The following is a 17,973-nucleotide window of genomic DNA, read 5'->3' as shown; positions in this document are numbered from 1 at the left end:
CCGGACCGGACCCGGGAGTCCCGTTCGCGTGCCCCTGCTCCTCGCGCCCGTATCCCCTACACCCGTACACCCGTACACCCGTACACCCGTACCCGCGTGAACCCCGGACTCCGCGTACCCCCGGACATGTCGTGCGGCTCGCTCCGGACGGCGCCATCAGGAGGTGGCCGATCTCATGGACACCCGTGACGGTTCCCCGCTGCGGTTCGGCCTGCTCGGCCCCGTCGAGGTACTGCGCGGCACGGAACCGCTCGACCTCGGCCCCCGCCAGCGCCGGGTACTGCTCACCCGGCTGCTGATCCAGGACGGCGGTCCGGTCTCCCTCGGCGAGATCTGCCACGACCTCTGGGAGGGCGGCCGGCCGACGGCCGCCGCGTCCTCGGTACGCGCGCACATCAGCCGGCTCAGGTCGGCCATCGACCCCGGGCGCCAGGGCCGTTCGGAGCTGCTGGTCAGCAGCCGGGCCGGATACGCGCTCCGGATACCCCGGGAGGCCCGGGACACCGCCGTCTTCGAGGAGTCCGTCCTCACGGCCCGTACCGCCTTCCGCGACGGACGGCTCGACCGGACCCTCCAACTGCTCGACCGGGCCCTCGGCCTCTGGCGCGGACCGGCCCTCGGCGAAGCCGCCGACCACGCCTTCGCCCTCCGGGAGCGCGCCCGGCTCGACTCCGCCCGCCAGGACGCCCGCGAACTCCGCGTCACCGTCCTCATCAAACAGGCCGACACCGGCCGGGCCGTACCCGCCGCCACCCGGCTCACCACCGACGCCCCGCTCCGTGAAACGTCCTGGGCCCTGCTGATGCGCGCCCTGTACACGGCCGGGCGGTCGGTCGAATCACTCCGGCAGTACGAGCGGTTCCGCTCCCTCCTCGCCCGCGAACTGGGCCTCGACCCCGGCCCCGGACTGCGTGAACTCCAGACCGCCGTACTGCGCCATGACACCGATGTCCTGGGGCCCGTACGCGGCGCCCCGGGCCCGTACCACCTGGCCGCGCCCTCCTCGGCCGCGACCGCTTCCGCCGACGTGCCGCACCTGGTGGGGCGGGCCGAGGAAATCGCCCGGCTCGACGGGCTGCTGGCGGCCGTCGCCGGGGGCGGCACCCGGTGGGCCGTGGTCTCCGGCGAAGCGGGCACCGGCAAGACCCGGCTGCTGGACGAACTGGCGGCCCGGGCCGCCGGATCCGGACTGCCCGTGGTCCGCTTACGCGGCGACCGATCCGACGGAGTGGGCGAGTTCGGCGGCGCGGGGGAACGGTCCTGCCCGCTGGCCGGTCTGCTGGACGCGCTGGGGCGGCGGGAGCCGGGTCCCGGCGGTCCGGCCGGGTACGGCGGTCCGGGCGGTCCCGGTACACCGGACGAGGCCGGCGAATCAGGTACATCCGGTGAATCCGGTGAGTCCGCGGCCGGACGGCCCGATCCGGTGGAGGCACTCGTCCGCGGACTGCGCCGGACGCCCGCCATGGTCCAGTTCGACGACCTGGACTCCGCCGCCCCGGAGAGCCACGCCCGGCTGCGGCGCCTCGCCGAACTGCTCCGCAACACCCCGGCCGCCGTGGTCTGCGCCCTACGCGACACAGGGGCGCCGCAGGTCAGCGGATTGCTCGCCGATCTGGCCCGACGCGGCACCCTCTGGCTGCAGTTGGAGCCGCTGACCGCCGACGACATCGCCGAACTCCTCACCGCGCGCGACGAGGACCCGGCCGACGCCGGGGCCCTGCACCGGCGGTCGGCGGGCAATCCGTTCGTCCTGACGGAGCTGCTGGGGTTGCCGCCGGGGCGCCGTACGGGACCGGGCGCGCGGGTACCGGCCGCGGTGGGCACCATCGTCCACGACCGGCTGGCCGGAGTCTCCGAGGAGGCCCGGACCGCACTCGCCCACACCGCGGCCGACGGCGGACGGCTCGATCTCGGACTGCTCGCCGAGATCCCCGGGCTGGCCGCCGACCGGCTGCCGGCCCTGGTCGACGCCGCCGTCACCGCCGGACTGCTGGTCTGGCATCCGGACCGGGGCGACCCCTTCGCCGGGCACTACCGGCTCCCCGAGCTGGTCCACGAGGTACTGCTCGGCACCCTCACCCCCTCCGGCCGCCAACTGCTGCACGCCGCCCTGGCCCGCGCGCTGACCGGCCGCGACGGCACCGACCCGGCGCGGCTCGCCGGACACTTCCGGGCGGCGGGCCCATTGGCGCCCGTGCCGTCGACCGTGCCGCCCGGTCCACCGAGGGGCGCGGACCCGGACCGGCCCTGACCCGGCCGCCGGAAACCGCGCCACCCGTTCCCCGTATCCGTATCGCCCCGGGGCAGCGCCGCCGGGACCAGAGGAGAAACAGATGTCCGACCAGCACAAGGCATCGGGAGAGCCCGCCGGCCGACCGGCGGGGTCCGCCGCCGAACCCGACGCCGAGGCCGTCGCCGCCGATCTCCTGGGCCGGGGGACGTCCCGTACCGGCTCCCGGACCCCGGAACCGGCGAGGGAAACGGAGTCCGAGGCTCCGAAGACCGGGGCTTCGGAGTCCCGTACGACGCGGGCCGGGGAAGAGGAACGATCCGCCGGGACGAACGGGGCGAACGGGACGAACGGGACGAACGGGACCACGGCGGCAGGCCGGGAGCCCGAGTCCGGTGCGCCGGAGCCCGGAAAGTCCGAATCCGATCCCGAGCCGGAGTCCGAGCGGTCGGGGTCCGGTGCGTCCGGATCCGAGGAGCCCGAGGCGGGGGAGAAGGCCGAGAAGCCCGGGTCCGCGGCGAACGGCGAATCCGCAGTGGCCGCAGCCGCCCCGGCCGCCACGAGCACGGGCGCCGGGGCCGCGACCACCGCCGTGGCCGCGACGGCGGCTGCCGCGCGGGCCGGGAAGACCCGCCGGGGTGCCGCCGCGACGGCCGCCGGATCCGGTGGCGACGCGGACGGACCCGATACCCGCGAGCCCGGCCGGATCGGGAAGCCGGTACTGGCCGGTGCCGCCATGGTGGGCGTACTCCTGGCCGCCGTCCCCTTGCTGATCATGGCGACCAGCAAGGGCGAGGAGAAGAATGCCGTCAACACCGGGGCGGCCGAACACATTCTGAACGACGAGGACGACCCGGCGGGCGCGTTCATCGCCGAATCGCCGCCCCCGTCGAAGCCGGCGAAGAAGGAACCGTCGAAAAAGCCGGTCGAAGGAAAGAAGGAAGAGTCGAAGGCCCGGCCCGGGGGCGGGGGGCAGGCCGCCGTACCGCCCCCGCCGCCGGGCACCGGGCCCGAGGCGAAGTCCGGGCAGCCGGGGCAGTCCGGCCCGAAGACCAAGCCGAAGTCGAAGCCGAAGTCGCAGGCCCGGGGCGCGGCGAGTGATCTGCCCGCCGTACTGACCCGGGTACTGATCAGGAACAACACCAATGGCACCTGTGTGGATGTCCCGGGCTACTCCAGTGGTCGGCCGGATACCGAGATCCACCACGCCACCTGCAACAACACCAACGGCGACAACCAGTTGTGGAGTGTGGAGCGGCGCTACGCCGACGCCGGGCCCGGTGGCGTGCCGCTCTTCCAGATACGTAACGTCATGGACAGCATGTGTCTGGATCTGCCCGGCTACGGCGGAGTCGGCGGGGCGACCGGAGTCACCGAATACCCCTGCAACGGCACGACGAAGGACAACCAGCTCTGGTGGCTCGACAAGCGGGCGGACGGCAAGTACTGGATCCGTAACTATGCCAGTAACAATCAGTGCCTGGACTCGTACAGCAATAGCGAGAAGGAACGCCAGCTGATCATCTGGCCGTGCGCGCCGGAGGGGCAGAACAACCACGAGTGGAGCTTCGCCCGCTCCTGAGCGGGGTCGTATCGGGCGGCGGGCCCGGGGAGTTCGGTACGGACCGAGGCCCCCGGGCCCGCCCCCGTATCAGGGCGCCCCGCCCGGCCCGGTCTCGCCCCCCGACTCGTCGCCGGACTCGGTGCCGGATTCATCGGCGGATTCATCGGCGGGGGAGCGGCGCAGCACGATCCACCGGTCGCCGTCGTGGAGGAGCAGGACGTACGGCGGCGGTACGGCGACCGGGCCCGGCGCGCCGCCGGGCAGCCGTACGAGCGGGCCGTCCGCCGGGGCCACCGCCGCCGTCACACCGAGCGCGACCGCCGCGGCGGTCAGCAGCGGGAGCAGCGGCAGTCGGGTGCCGGTTCCGCCGAACGCGGGGTCGGCCAGCAGCAGTCGCAGTCGTACGGCGGGTCCGGCGGCGATTTCGGCGGCCGGGAGCAGATCGCCGAGGAGGGTGCCCTGGGCGCGCTGGGCGTCGGTCAGGACCTGGCCCGCGTCCGTCAGCAGGGGCAGCGGGATCCGGGCCGACGGGGACAGCGGCGGCACCTGGTCGTCGGCGATCTCGGCGCCGTCGAGGGTGGTCGCGAGCCAGGCCCGGAAGGCGGTGCTCCGGTCCGGCTCCGTCGCCGGGAGGAGCCCGGCCAGCGGCGCCCGGTCGCCGAGCGCGGCCAGTACGACGGCTTCCGCCGCCCGCCCGGAGGCGGGTTCGGGGGCGGTTTCGGCTCCGGCGGCCACCGGATGGGGGGCGTACCGGATGCCGTCGAGTACGGCACCGCCGTCGTCGGTACGGCGCGGGGCGCTCGGCGCGACGGCCGGCGGGGGACCGGTCGGCGGTGTGGTGCCGGACGCCGCCGACCGGTCGGACCGCGCGGGCGGTGGGGCCGTCGTCGCCGGGGGCGCCGGACGGACCCGTGGCGCCCGACCCGTCGGACCCGGTCCCGGCTCCGACTCCTGGGGCGCGGCCGACAGCGACCCCAGCAGCGACCCGGATTCCCCGATCCCCTCGGCACGGCGCGCCTGGTCCAGCGCCCGGGTGGTCCGGGCCAGTTCGCGCAGGGCGGCGCCCTGCCGGGCGGCCTGGACGGCCAGTTCGGCCTGTAGCTCGCCCAGCTCCCGCCTGATGCCGTCCAGCCGGTCCCGGTCGGCGTCGCGGAGCCGGGCCTGCCGGTCGGCGGCGCGTTCGGCGGCATCCGCCGTACGGGCCGCCTCGGCCATCGCGGCGTCGGCCTCCCGCTGTCGCCGGTCCCGCTCGGCCTCGGCCCGTTCGAGGGCGCGGGCGGCTCGGGCCCTGGCGGTGTGCGCGGCGGCCACGGCGGCGGCTCGGCCCTCGTGCAGTTCGGCCGCCCTCCGCCAGGCGTCGTGTGCCGCGTCGGCCCGGTTGCGGAGCGCGACGGTCTCGGTGGCCGACGGTGCCCGGCGTTCGGCGGCGCGCGCCTCGCCGTCGGCCCGGCGCCAACCGTCCCCGGCCCGTTCGACCTGCTGTTCCGTCGGCAGGGCCTCGGCCTCGCGGACCGCCGACTCCGTGCGCGCGTACACCGTTTCGGCCGCCGCGACGGACTCGGCGCCGGTCCCGCGTACGGTGTCGGCGGCCGAGACCGCCGTGGTGTGCGCGGCCCGGGCCTCCTCGTGGGTGGTGACGGCGTCGGCGTACGCGGCCTCCGCGATCCGCAGCGTCTCGGCGGCGGCGACCGATTCCCCGCCCCGCTCCCGGATCAGGGCGGCGGCCCGCCGCTGGGCGGCGACGGCGTCGTCATGGGCCGTGCCCGCGTCCCGCCAGGCCTGCCATCCGGCGGCGGTGCCCTGGGTGGTGTCGGTGGGGTCGCCGTTCGCGTCGAACGGCCAGTGCCGGGGGCCGTCGACGGTTCTGACCACCGCTTCCACCGGCCGTCCGGCCCGTGCGGCGGTCCGGGCGGCGGCCCGGACGGCGTGGGCGAGCCGGTCGCCGCCGGGGTCGGCGCCGAGTCCGAACCAGAGCCGGGCTGCGGGGTCCAGGGGATCGAGCGCGGCGGCCAGGGCGTCCGGCAGGTCGGTCAGCGGATGCCGGGCCCAGTCGCGCAGATCGGCCGCGCGCTGCCCGTCGGTGAGCAACGCGGGGACGTCGTACACCCCTGGGCGGGGGCGGGCGGCCGTCACACCGAAGCCGAGTACGTCGTTCTCCCAGAGCCGGACGACGGCGGCGCCGCTGACCCGGCGGGTCCCCTTCGGTCCCTCGACGGTGATGACGACATCGGTCAGCGCCTGGTGGTTCGGGGTGCCCGCGCGGTCGGCCGGGGTGGTGGCCTGTCCGGTCCGCAGCCGGTTGAGCCGGTTGCCGGTGGCGCTGCCGCCGTAGCCGGAGGTGTGCGGCTGCTGGGCCGCGAGCGGCGACGAGAACGCGAGGAGCTGCCGGTCGGCGGTGTTCAGGGAGAGAGTGCCCTGGTTGGTCAGGGCGAAGGCGCCGCCCGCCGAGCCGGTGACGGTGGTGCCGCGCCCCTGGCGGCGGACCCGGTCCACGGCGACATCGGCGCTGGCGGCGAGGGGCCGGGGGGCGTAGAACGCGATCGAGAGCACGGGCGGTCGCCGGGAACCAGGCAGCGTCCGGGTGCCCGGGACCAGGGGGGTGAGCCCGGCACCGGTCCGGGGTGTGTCGACGGTCAGCCGTCCGGCCTGGACGAGTTCGCCGAGCCGGGTGGCGGCGGCCTCGGCGGAGACGGCGGCGGGCAGACCCCAGTCGGCGACCGTCCCGGGCGCGACCTCGCGCAACGCCGTGACCAGCTCCGGGAAGCCGTTGAAGTGGAAGACGGGGGCGGGTCCGGTGGGCACCAGGCGGGTCGTGCCGTCGATCCGGCCCGCCGTGCCGTCGACCGGACCTGCTGTGCCGTCGACGGGACCGGAGTTAGGGGCCGGTCCGGTGCGTACCGGATCGTCGGTGTGGACCGCGGGCGACAGCGGGCCGTGTACCGCGTGCGGCGGCGCCGCTTCCGATCCGGCGAACCGGATCACGGCGGAGGCCGGGACGGAGATCCGGCGGTCGGGCCGCCCGGCCAGCATCCGCTGCCACCAGTCGGCGAGCCGCTCGGCGGTCGTGCCCTCCAGTCCCTTGAAGGAGAGCAGTCCGGCCCGGAGCACTCCGCCGGGTACGTTGGCGGGCCATTCGGTGATCAGCCGGGAGCGTACCGACGCGGTGAGGACGTACTCCACGCCCTCGAAGTCGGCGACGACGTCGGTACGGGTCCACAGCCGGTCCTCGCCGGTGCGGTCCTGGCGGGCGATCCGGGCCCGCTGATGGGTGAGGGCGAGGGCCGGGCCCTCGCGGTCGGTCCGGCCAAAGACCCCGGGGCGCGGGAAGCGCGAGACGGGGGCGGCCGTCGTCTGATGGGCCCGGGTGACGGTCCGGGTCGTCGCCCGGTTCCCGGGGGCGTGCGTCTGGGTCTGTTCGATCCCGGCGGCGGTCACGGGCCGGCCGCGCAGCTCGCGCAGGGCGGCCGTTCCCCGCAGGGGTACCGCCGCCAGCGCCACCTCGACCAGCCGGGCGCCGCCGAGCGCGGCGTGCACGAACTGGAAGGCGGAGCCGTCGGGTCCGCGTCCGGGCAGCGACTGCAGCGCGGCGGGCTCGGTCCTGCGGGCTATCTCGGGGGCGACACCGGGCAGATAGGAGGAGTGCCCGGGGCGGGTGGCGCCGGGCGCCTCGCGCTCCACCAGCCGGATCAGCTCGTCGCCCAGCCGGTCGCGGTGCTCCGCGCGATGCGCACCGACGTTGCCGCCGGTCCCGTCGGCCTCGCCGCTGAGTTGGGTCAGCGACAGTACGGTGCCGAGCCCGAGGAGACCGGTCCTGGCGAAGTCGTCCGGCGGCGGCAGGTTCGGTGTGGGCGGCACCGGAATCGTCACCCCCGGGAAGCGGTACCAGTGGGCGTACCGGGCGAGTACCGCGGCGGGTGTGAGGAAGGTGATCGCCTCGGGCAGGTCCACGGCGACCTCGACGCGATCCAGTTCACCCACTCCGAACGTATTGCCGAGAACGTTGCGCACCCCGCGCCTGACCGTGATCAGCAGGGTGACATGGGCGCCGATCAGATGGTGGGGTCCGGTATGGGACTGGACCCGGGTGACCTTGGTGATCGCGGTCCGGGTGTCCGCCGTCTCGTTACGGCGGGTATAGCCGTGCCGCAGGCTCGGATTGAACTGGTGGACCAGGGCGGACCGGTCGGCGGGGGCGCTCTGGAGCCCCGTGAGCCCGCCCGTGAACTGGTGGGTCCGACCCGTGCCGTGCTGCCGGGCGGCGGAACCGCCGGAGATCGCCGACCGCTCCGTGTAGAGCGTGGCGTCACCCAGATACCGGGGCTGGTGCAGATAGCCCCGGATCGTCACCTGGAGCACCTCGTCGGCCAGCATGCCGGGGAGGGTGAGCGCGTCCACGACATAGCGCCCGCCGAGGATCTGCTGCGCCCGGGCGAGCAGTTGACCGGGGCGGATCGCGGACTGCCGGGCCTCGGCGGCGAGGGTTCCGGGGTCGTTGCGGGCCGCGCCGAGCGCGGCGGCCGAGAGCCGTTTGCAGACCGCCGCGCCCTCGGCCTTGGAAGTCCGGGCGGCTTGCGACAGCGGGGCGCGCAGCCGTACGCCGATGTCGTTGACGGGCCCCAGCCGGCCGACGGGCAGCCTCTGCCGGGCGAGTTCGAGGGTACGGCGCGTGGTGCCGCCGACCCGTCCGGCCGTGTCCGAGAGCACGGCGCCGGTGGTCCGGGCGGCACGGGCGAGGGGGCCGGGCCCGGGAACGCCCGGATAGGTACCGGCGGCGATCCGCGACAGGGCGTCCATCACGGCCGCGGTGACCCGGAAGCCGTCCACGAAGGAGCCCGCCGGAAGCGGGACCGTACCGGGGACGGGGACGGGGACGGGGGAGGTGACCGGTCCCTCCTGGGCGGCGGCCGGGTGGAGCCGGCGCTGGTCGTCGCGGTCCGTGGCGTCGGATACCGGCGCCCGGAGCACATGGGCGGCCGGCTCGGCGGGCGCCGGTGCCCCGGCGGCGGGCCGGGTGAGGTGATGCCGGACGAGGAGGGAGAGCGTGCCGGGGACACCGCGCCGCCGCGCGCCGGGTCCGAGCGGTACGAGGGCGATGGCGTTCCCGCCACCGGTCCCGTCCGCGTCGAAGGCGTCGTAGGAGTCGTCGTCGGAATCGTCGCCGGAACCCTCGCCCGGTTCGTCGGCGCGGTCGGCGAACCGGATCAGAGGGGTCTCGTCATCGCCTTCGTAGAGGTCGAGTTCGAGGACGAGGGGTACGCCGAAGACGTCGCCGCCGTCCCCCGCCGCCAGCATCAGCTGTTCGAGCCCGGTGGTGTCACCGACGGAGACCGCCTCGGTGCGCTGCCCCGTCGCCGTGTAATCCGGCCCGCCCGTCACCGTGCCCCGGCCGTCGGCGACGGGGAAACCGAGGGTGAAACCGCCCCCGCCGTAGCCGCTGAGGGCCGTGCCGCGCTGCCGGGCGCCGCCCGTCTCGTAGCCGCCGGAGCCGAGCGGATGGACCCGGGGCAGTCTGCGGAGGTGCTCGGCGCGCCGCCCGGTGTCCCGCCGGGCGGAGAGCCGCAGCCGTACCCGGCGGGTCGCGCCGACGGTGGCGGGCCGTTCGAAGAAGAGATGGTGTCCGCCGTCGACCGCCTCCGGTATCGCCAGGGCGAGACCGAGCCGGGTACGGAACCGGCTCCACCGCCGCAGTCCGGCCAGCCGGGCCCGGCGCGCCGGCTCGTCCAGGACCGGCCCGCCGGGGAACCGGCCGGCCGCCGGGCCATCGGTGGGCGGCAGAAAGCCCTCGGCGCGCAGCCAGCTCGCGGCCCGGTCCAGCAACGCCGTCAACTCGGGGCTGTCGACCCGGAACGGCAGCTCGGCGGGCCCGATGCTGTCGAGCCGGTCCAGCCGCCCGGTCAGCGCCCGGACCCCGCCGCCCACCGGCCGCTGCCCGGCCATGGTGTCGGCGGGCGGCACCAGCAGCCGCAGCCCGTCCCGCCAGGGGCCGAACGCGGCGCGTGCCGAGCCCCCGGCCGCCCGGTGCAGGACGACCTCGTAGTCGACGGTGGCCGGGGTGAGGAGCTGCCCGCCGGTGGTGAAGGCGCCGTGCATCAGGGTCGTCGTGGCGGTGCCGATCAGGCCCTCGTCGACCTTCCAGCCGCCGCCGAACCGGCCCAGCAGCCCGATCCCGAACCGGGGCGCGGTATCGCTCTCGCCCTTCCCCCGGCCGGGGTTGAAGGTCGGACCGCCCGCGACATCCACCCCGATACCGCTGCTGAGCCGCGCGGACTGCTCCATGGTCAGTCCCCGGCCCAGATAGATCTCCAGGGACAGCTTGTCGTCGGGGGCGCGCAGCAGGGGACGGCCCGGGGTCACCCGGGCGATCAGCTGGACCACCCCGACGGCGTTGTCATCGGCGTCGGTGAGGACGGGCGAGAAGACCCCGCCGTCGGTCTGCGGCAACGCGGTACCGCGCCCGAAGATCTCCGCGAAGAAGTCGTCCAGGGCCTGTGCGGATCCGGTGCCGAGGGCGCGCAGTTCGGGGAAGGCCGGTGCGGCGAGCACCTCGGCGAGCAGCCGCCCCGGCCGGGCCAGCGACTCCACGCCCCAGAGCGGCAGATCGTCCAGGGGGCCCGGCTCGGGCAGCCGGGCGGGCCGGCTTGTGCTTGTGGTCGTGCCGGGCCCGGGGCTGCCGGTGCCGTCGCCGACGGCCCGGTGTTCGGGGAACCAGCCGGTGAGCGGCCCGTGCGAGCGCGCGGCCGACCATCCGTCGTCGGTGTCGGTGTCGGTACCGTTGGCGTTGTCGGCGTTGTCGGTGCTGTCCGCCGCGTCGACCCGGATCTGCCACAGCGCGTCGAGGTCGAGCGGCCGGGCCGGCTCCTTCGCGAAGTGCTTGCTGTTGATCTGGAAGGTCTCCCCGACGGTGATGCTCTGGGTGAGCTGGTTGTGGGTGAGGCTGGTGGTGACCGTGATGTCGCCCCAGCGCAGCGGCCCGGAGCCGACGGAGTGGTTGAGCGACCAGGGCAGGACGAGGGTGCGGTACGTGCCCGAGTCCTCGGTGGCGGTGAACCCCTGGGCGCCCTCGGCCCGCCGCTCCACCCGGGCGTCCGGCGGCGTGAGCTGCCCGGCGCCGTAGTACCGGGCGGAGTGCCGGGTGTCGCGGTGGAGGAACCGGATGTCGACGGTACGGTCCCGGTTCCCGTGCCGCACGGTGATCCGGTGGCCCCCGCTGTCGCGCAGCCGGGGCCGGTGCTCCTCGACGTCCTCGGCGGTCAGCAGCCCGGCGAGCCGGTTCCGTACGGCGGTGGCGTCCGGGGTGCCGCCGGGGATGCCGAGGGCGTCGGTGATCTGCCGGTACAGACCGTCGAGTACGGCCCGCGGGGTGCGCTCGAAGAGGACGAGTCCGATCTGTCCGTCGTGGTCCGTGCCGTAGGAGCGGGCGTACGCGGACAGCTCGGGGAGATCGGCCGGTCCCGGTGTCTCCTCGACTGCTACCGGGGTCTCGCCGGTCTCCACCGGGGCTTCGGACGGTGTTTCCGGTGTCTCCGGGCGGACGGCGGCGGAGGGCGGCGCGGGCCGGAGCGGGGCGGGCGGCGCTGCGGCGGGGTCGCGCGAACGGCCGCCGGTGGCCGCCTGCCAGAGGGCGCGCGCCGCCCTCCGCCGCCGTCCGCCCGGGGTGGGCGCCGGGGCTTCCGGATGGCCCTGCGGCTGGTGGCTGCCGGTGGCGGCGTGCCAGAGGGCGCGTACTCCCTCGTACTTCCGCCGTCCGCCGCCCGGCGGGAGTACGTCACCGGTACGGCCGTCGCCCCGGGGCCCTTCCCACAGCTTCCGCATGTCGTCGTACGCGTCACCGCCCTCGCCCGGCTCGCCCCCGGCGACGTCCCACAGGGCGCGGGCGCGGGCCAGCGCCTCGTTCTCGGTGCCGGTGGCGTGGACCGGGTTGACGGCCGCCGGCCGCTCGGGCCCGGGGCCGTAGAGCCGCAGCAGCAGGGGGTAGAGACCCGGCTGGTTCCGCTCCACCCACTTCGGGCCGCCGTTGTTGCGGGGCAGACCGGTGAACTGGTCGTTGCCGCTGTTGGCCCGCAGATAGACATTGGTGAGCTGGGCGAAGAACTCGTTCTCGTTGAGGCTGCTGTAGTTCGGCAGGCTGCGCTCGCCGCCCTCGTCGTAGCCGTAGAGCGCGCCGTCGGGCCAGGCGCCGTCCTCGCCCAGTTCGTCGGTGGCCTCGAAGGCCTCGGTGATCAGCAGCCGGTCGGCGGCGTCCAGGACGTGCAGATGGATCGTATGGGCGACCTCGTGGAGGGTGGTGGAGTAGCCGTCGGGGTACGCCTCCTCGTCGCCCACCTCGGGCTGCTCGCCGAGCAGGTTCTCCTCGGTGACGGCGGCGCTGTGGCGCCCCATGCCGCGGACCTCGTCCCAGGGTCTGCCGTCGTCGGTGGCCAGACCCTTCAGATCCTTGAAGGCGTCCAGATCCGTCATGGGCCGGTCCCGGGGCACCACCACGATCCGGGAACCGCCCTTGACCAGCCGGGCCGCGATATCGGGGTTCCGCAGCAGCCGGGCGATCTCGGTCCGCGCGGTCATCCGGGCGGAGGTCGGCTGGTGGACTCCGTCGGGGATCTGGATGATGAGGTCGGCGGCTGTGGTGGCGAATTGGTCGTGGGTGAGGGTGTCGCGCAATGTGTCGATGAGGGCGGGGGTGTTGGCGAGTCGTTCGCGGTGGTCGGGGGTGAGGCGGGCGATGGTGTGCGTGCGTTCGTTCCCGGTCATGCCGGGGATCCGGCGGGCGAGTACGCGGACCGGGTCGGCGGTTACCTCGGGCAGGGACCGCAGCTCGGCGGCGAGGGCGGACAATTCGGTCCGCAGCCCCGGCAGATCGGCCTCCTCGACCCCCAGCGCCGTCCAGATCCGCTCGTGTCCGGCCAGGGCGTCGGGGTCGAGGGCGGCGTCCAGCAGTTCACTGAGCCGTACGGCGACGGAGGGGGCGGCCCCGGGCGGCGCGACGGACAGGTAGGCGTCGGCCACGGGACCGAGGAGGGCGGCGGCCCGGGGACCGTCGGCGGGAGTGCGGCTCGCCGCCCACAGCAGATCGAGGAGATCCCGGTCGAGACGGTCGCGGTCGGTCCCGGTGGCCAGGGCGAGGGCGGCTTCGGCGAGGGAGCCGGCCGGGGCGGGGAGGGTGAAGCCGTCGGCCGTGACGGTGGCGGCGGGCGGGTCGCCGACGCCGAACCGGACCGTGACCCCGTCCACCGAGAGGGCGAAGGCCCGGTCGCCGTCCGGGGCGGGCAGGGGATCGATCCGGGCATCCGGCAGCTCCCGCTCCAGCGCCGCGCGGATCCGGTCGGCCGCCGGCGGCCGGGCCGCGACCAGCCGGAAGTCCACGGCGTTCAGCGGGCGGGGGTTGTCGAACTGCACCACATCGCGCGCGGTACCGGACAGCACCGCCGGCGCGCCGAGGCCGCGCAGCGCCAGGGCCACGTACTGGCCGACCTCCAGCACGGGATTTGGGTGCGGAGGTACGGCCGCGCCCGCCGATTCCTCCGATTCCTCCGACTCCGTCGAGCTGACCGATCGTGTCGGTACGGCGAGCGGCGGATACAGCCCGGCGCGCCGGGGAGCGGCGGTCGTGTCGCGGGGGCCGGGGCCCGTACCGCGTACGGCTCCGGATCCGTCGCCGGAGTCCGAGTCCGAGTCCGAGTCGGAATCGGAGCCGGAGTCGGAGCCGGAGTCGGACGCGAGGCCGGTATCGGTATCGGAATCGATCTCGCGGGCGGTGTCGCTGTTCAGCAGGGCGCGGGCCCCGGCCAGTCCCTCGTTCATGCCCTGGGTCGCCACGACCGGGTTGGCCTTGAGGGAGCGTTCGGGCCCCGGGCCGTAGAGCCGGAGCAGCAGCCGGTAGAGGTCGGGATGGTTCGCCTCGACCCACTTGGGGCCGCCGTTCTCGCGGGGCCCGCCCGTGACGGGGTCGTTGCCGGTGTTGGCCCGCAGATAGACGTTGGTGAGCTGGGCGAAGAACTCGTACTGGTTGAGGCTGCTGTAGTTGGGCCCCCGGCGGCGGCCGGTCCTCGTGTCGTGGACGTAGAGCGCGCCGTCGGGCCAGGCGCCCGCCTCGCCCGCCGTGGTCGTGGCCTGGAAGACGTGGTTGATCAGCCCGAGGTCGGCAAAGTCCAGACCGACCCGGTGGACGATGTGGGAGACCTCGTGGAACGTGGCCGAGTAGCCGTCGGGGAGGTGTCTCACCGCCCCGATCGTGGTGTGCTCGCCGAGCAGGTTCTCCTCACTCACGGCCGCGTGCAGGGTGGCCACTCCGCGCATGGTGTGGAAGCACCGGCCGTCGGGACCGGTCCGGTGCTCCAACTCCTTGAAGGCGTCCAGGGACGTCACGGGCCGGTCCCGGGGCACCACGACGACCCGTGAGCCCAGCTTGACCAGCCGGGCGGTGACGACGGGATCGCGCAGCAGCCGGGCGACCTGCTCACGGGCGGCCTCGCGGGCGGAGGTCGGCTGGTGGACTCCGTCGGGGATCTGGATGATGAGGTCGGCGGCTGTGGTGGCGAATTGGTCGTGGGTGAGGGTGTCGCGCAATGTGTCGATGAGGGCGGGGGTGTTGGCGAGTCGTTCGCGGTGGTCGGGGGTGAGGCGGGCGATGGTGTGCGTGCGTTCGTTCCCAGTCATGCCGGGGATCCGGCGGGCGAGTACGCGGACCGGGTCGGCGGTCACCTGAGGCAGGGACCGCAGCTCGGCGGCGAAGGTGGTCAACTCCTCCGTCAGCAGCGACTCGTCGTCCTCGTCCGCCTCGTTGTCTGCCCAGAGGACTTCGTGCTGGTGCAGGGCGTCGGGGTCGAGGGCGGCGTCCAGCAGTTCACTGAGCTGTACGGCGAGGGAGGGCGCGGCTCCCGGCGGCGCGGCGGCCCGGTAGGCGTCCTCCCGGGCGTCGATGAGCGCGGCGGCCGGGGGGCCTTCGGCGGGGGCTCGGCCGAGGGTCCACAGCAGATCGAAGAGGGCCTCGTCGCGGGACGTCCGGTCGGGCGCGGTGGCAAGGGCGAGGGCCGCGTCGGCGAGGGAGTCCGGCGGGGACGGCAGAGTGAAGCCGGGGGCCGTGGCGAAGGCCCTGGGCGGGGTGCCGACGGTGAGCCGGATGTCGACCCCGTTCACCGTCAGGAGTACGGCCCCGGGACGGTTCTGGACGGGGACGGTGACGACCGGGTCGCCCGGCAGCCGTTCCAGCTCGCGGCGGAGGACGTCGATGTCGGGCAGGCCGTTGGCGACCACCTCGAAGTCCACGGTCAGCAGTGGGCGGGGGTTGCCGAACTGGACCCGGGCGCGGGCGTCCCCGGCGAGCAGCGCCGGATGGCCGAGGCCGTGCAGCAGCCGGCCGACGCCGGAACCGACGGTCAGCATGTAGTCGGGATGGTGCTTGACGATGAGCCCCGTCGGCTGAGGCTCCGGCTCCGGCCGCGCCTGCGGTGCCGGGTCGGAGTGCCGGACGGGCCGGGATTCCGTACCGCCGCCGGATTCGCTCTCCGATTCGCTGCCGGAGTCCGATTCGGATTCGGATTCGGAGTCCGTGCCGGAGTCGGCGTCGGGGTCCGAAGGCAGGGCGAGGGCGGTGACGATCGGACGCGGCCGGTCCGGCCGGGCCGTCGCCGGCTTTGGCCCGAAGCCGGGGCCGTCGGACTCCAGGGACGGGCGGACCACCGGCGGGAGGAGATCCGGCCCGGCCGCCGTGGTGGTGTCGGTGACGGACTCGGTGGTCCGCAGCGCCTCCGGGGTGACCAGCGGACCCGTCGCCGGGTCGGCGGTGGGGGTGAGGCCCGCCCGGCGGAGCAGTTGGCGCAGCACGGTGACCGCGTTGTCGGCGCGGCGCCGCTCGCGCTCGGCCGGAGCGAGCCCGGGATCGTCGCCGTACAGCCGGATGTGCCGCTGGGTGGAGGGGCCGGGGTGGTCCGCGGCGGAGATCTCCACGGCACCGGCGGCGCCCGGGGCGATCAGCACCGAGAGGTCGATATGGAGCTGGTCGCCGGAGCGGGGCAGCGACAGCCCGTGATTGACCTCGGTATCGAGGAGTACGCGGACCCGCTCCCGCAGATCGTCGAGGTCGAGCCCGGCGAGTCCGGGGCCCGGGCGGACCGGGACGTCGAGGGAGAGGGCGCGTACCCAGCGGCCGTCGTCCGCCTGTACCCGCCGCACCTCGGTAGCGACGGTGGTGGATCCGTCGTCCGCCGCCGATGTGCCCCTGGGGTTCGTCCCGTCGGCCGTGCGGCTTCCGCGGGCGCTGTCGGTTCCGTCGGTTCCGTTGGTTCCGCCGGCCTCCGGCCCGGCCGGGATCACGGTCCGTACGACGGTGGAGGGCGCCGCGTCCTGGCGGGGCCGCCACTGTTCGGACCTGACCGGCTCGGTGGTCGGGGCGTTCGGGGTGGTCGGGGTGGTCGGCGGCGGGGCCGGGACGGCCGGTGCGTCGACCGGGGAGCCGGAGCCGCGCCGACCGGTGTTCTCGTGGGCCTCGGGTGCCGTCCGCGTCTCCTCCTGAGAGGCGTCCTCCGGTTGGGTTCCGCGTGACCCCGGCACGTCCGGGCGGCCACCGGAGGCGGGCGCGGCCGTGGACGGCGATGTGGTCGACGGCGAAGTCGTCGGCGACGGAGAGTTGACGGACGGTACGGTCGCGCCGCGATCGGGGGCGGCCGGGGTCGTCACGGCCGCCGGAGTCGTACCGGGGGCCGGGCCGACGACCGGGGACCCGGTGGTGCCGGGTCCGGGTGAGGTGAGATCACGGGACGAATCGACCGGCTGAACGGACCGGCCGGGTTGGACCGGACCGACAGGGTTGCCGGAATCCCTGGAATCCCCGGGATCCGGCGGGTTCACGGGCGGTGTGACCAGCGGTGTCTCGCGGCTGCCGGTCTGCCCGCCGGGGGAGTACGGGGAGGAGCCGCCCGGCGGCGGGCCGTCCGTACGGTACGGGTCCACTCCGCCGGTCAGCAGCTCGGGCGAGAGGGTGTTCACCGGTGTCGCCCCGCCGGTCACCAGGGGCGGTACGACTGCCGGTGGTACGACCACCGGAGGTACCGAGGTGCGTACCGGCGGGGGCGTCGGTCCGAGAAGTCCGGGTACCGACCGGGGACCGTCGGACGACACAGTCGTGACGGTGGTGTCCGGTGTGGTCCTCGGGGTGTGGACCACGGCGGATCCGCCCCCGCCGCCGAGTACGGTGTCCGGCCCCGGCGGCGGATTATAGGTGGTGAAGACATTGCGGCCGTCGAAGAACTTGCTGTTGAGTCCCTTGGCGATGTGGTCCAGGGCGCCGCTGAGGATCATCTCGGTGACTGCGCTGAGACTGCCGCCCGCCATCGACAGCAGATCGAACTTCCAGCGGTTGTCGAAGAGCCCGTTCACCAGGAATTCGGCGAATGCCTCACTCGGGCCCTCGCTCGCCGCGTTGCGGAAGACGTTTCCCCCGAAGACACCCCACTTGTTGTCGCCGAAGTTCCGGAATTGCCGCTTGAAGATGTCGCCGATCAGATCGGAGATTCCGGAGCCGAAGAAACCGGCGAGACCGCCGACCGCCAGGGACTTCAGGATGTCCCGGCCGTCGATGCCGTCGGGGCGGCGCGGGCCGTCGTTCAGAGTGAGCATCGCGAGCCGGACGGCGAGGGTCGTCAGCGCCTCCTGCACGGCCTCGCTCAGCGCCGGGAGCAGATGCGTCTGGTTGAGCAGCCGCTGCATGATGGTGAGGACCGCCACCGTGGTACGTGCCTTGGCGGTCGCGGCCTGGCTGAAGGAGAGTCCGCCGGTGAAGAACGAGAGCGCCGCGATGATCGCCAGCTCGGCCAGCAGGATCAGCGCCTCGGCGATGATCTCGTACTTGGACTCCATGATCTTCTGGGACTGCCTGATCCGGTTGTCCGAGACCTGGCTGATCTGTCCCGCCAACTCTCCGAGCAGATCCTGGCCGCCCGCGCCGGTCAGCGGGGCCAGCGCCTCCTTGAAACTGGCCGCGACCTGAGGGGGCAGCGCCCCGTCGACCTTGTTCAGCAGATCGGCGATCTCACTCCGCAGATCGAGTACCTGGCCCGCTTTGTCCTCGTAAGGAATGGAGCTGGAGAACGCCATATCGGAGGACGCCTGCAACGGCAGTTCGCCGAGCAGGACGAAGAGGATATAGCGAGCCGCTTCGGGGAACTCGATACTGTCGGGGATCAAC

General features: G+C 74.5%; 3 protein-coding genes. 2 read left to right on the top strand and 1 reads right to left on the bottom strand.

From position 1 onward, the window contains the following. The first annotated feature begins 175 nt into the window (after positions 1-175). Both ABZ714_RS11530 and ABZ714_RS11525 read left to right on the top strand, forming a co-directional pair. Positions 176-2,251, top strand: a complete 2,076-nt coding sequence (locus ABZ714_RS11530) for a BTAD domain-containing putative transcriptional regulator (RefSeq protein WP_358824974.1) — start codon at positions 176-178, stop codon at positions 2,249-2,251. A gap of 82 nt (positions 2,252-2,333) precedes the next feature. Continuing rightward, positions 2,334-3,812 carry an RICIN domain-containing protein gene (locus ABZ714_RS11525; RefSeq protein WP_358824973.1) on the top strand — a complete coding sequence of 493 codons (1,479 nt, stop codon included), beginning with the start codon at positions 2,334-2,336 and terminating at the stop codon, positions 3,810-3,812. A 69-nt stretch (positions 3,813-3,881) separates the two neighbouring features. Here ABZ714_RS11525 and ABZ714_RS11520 read toward each other — a convergent pair whose 3' ends face one another. Then, positions 3,882-17,972, bottom strand: coding sequence for a hypothetical protein (locus ABZ714_RS11520; protein WP_358824972.1), 14,091 nt, complete (start codon positions 17,970-17,972; stop codon positions 3,882-3,884). Position 17,973 lies beyond the last annotated feature (1 nt).

The sequence above is a fragment of the Streptomyces sp. NPDC006798 genome (assembly GCF_040635975.1).
Classification (GTDB): domain Bacteria; phylum Actinomycetota; class Actinomycetes; order Streptomycetales; family Streptomycetaceae; genus Streptomyces.
Note: the sequence above shows the minus strand (reverse complement) of the source record. Positions and strands in the feature narration are given on the sequence as shown.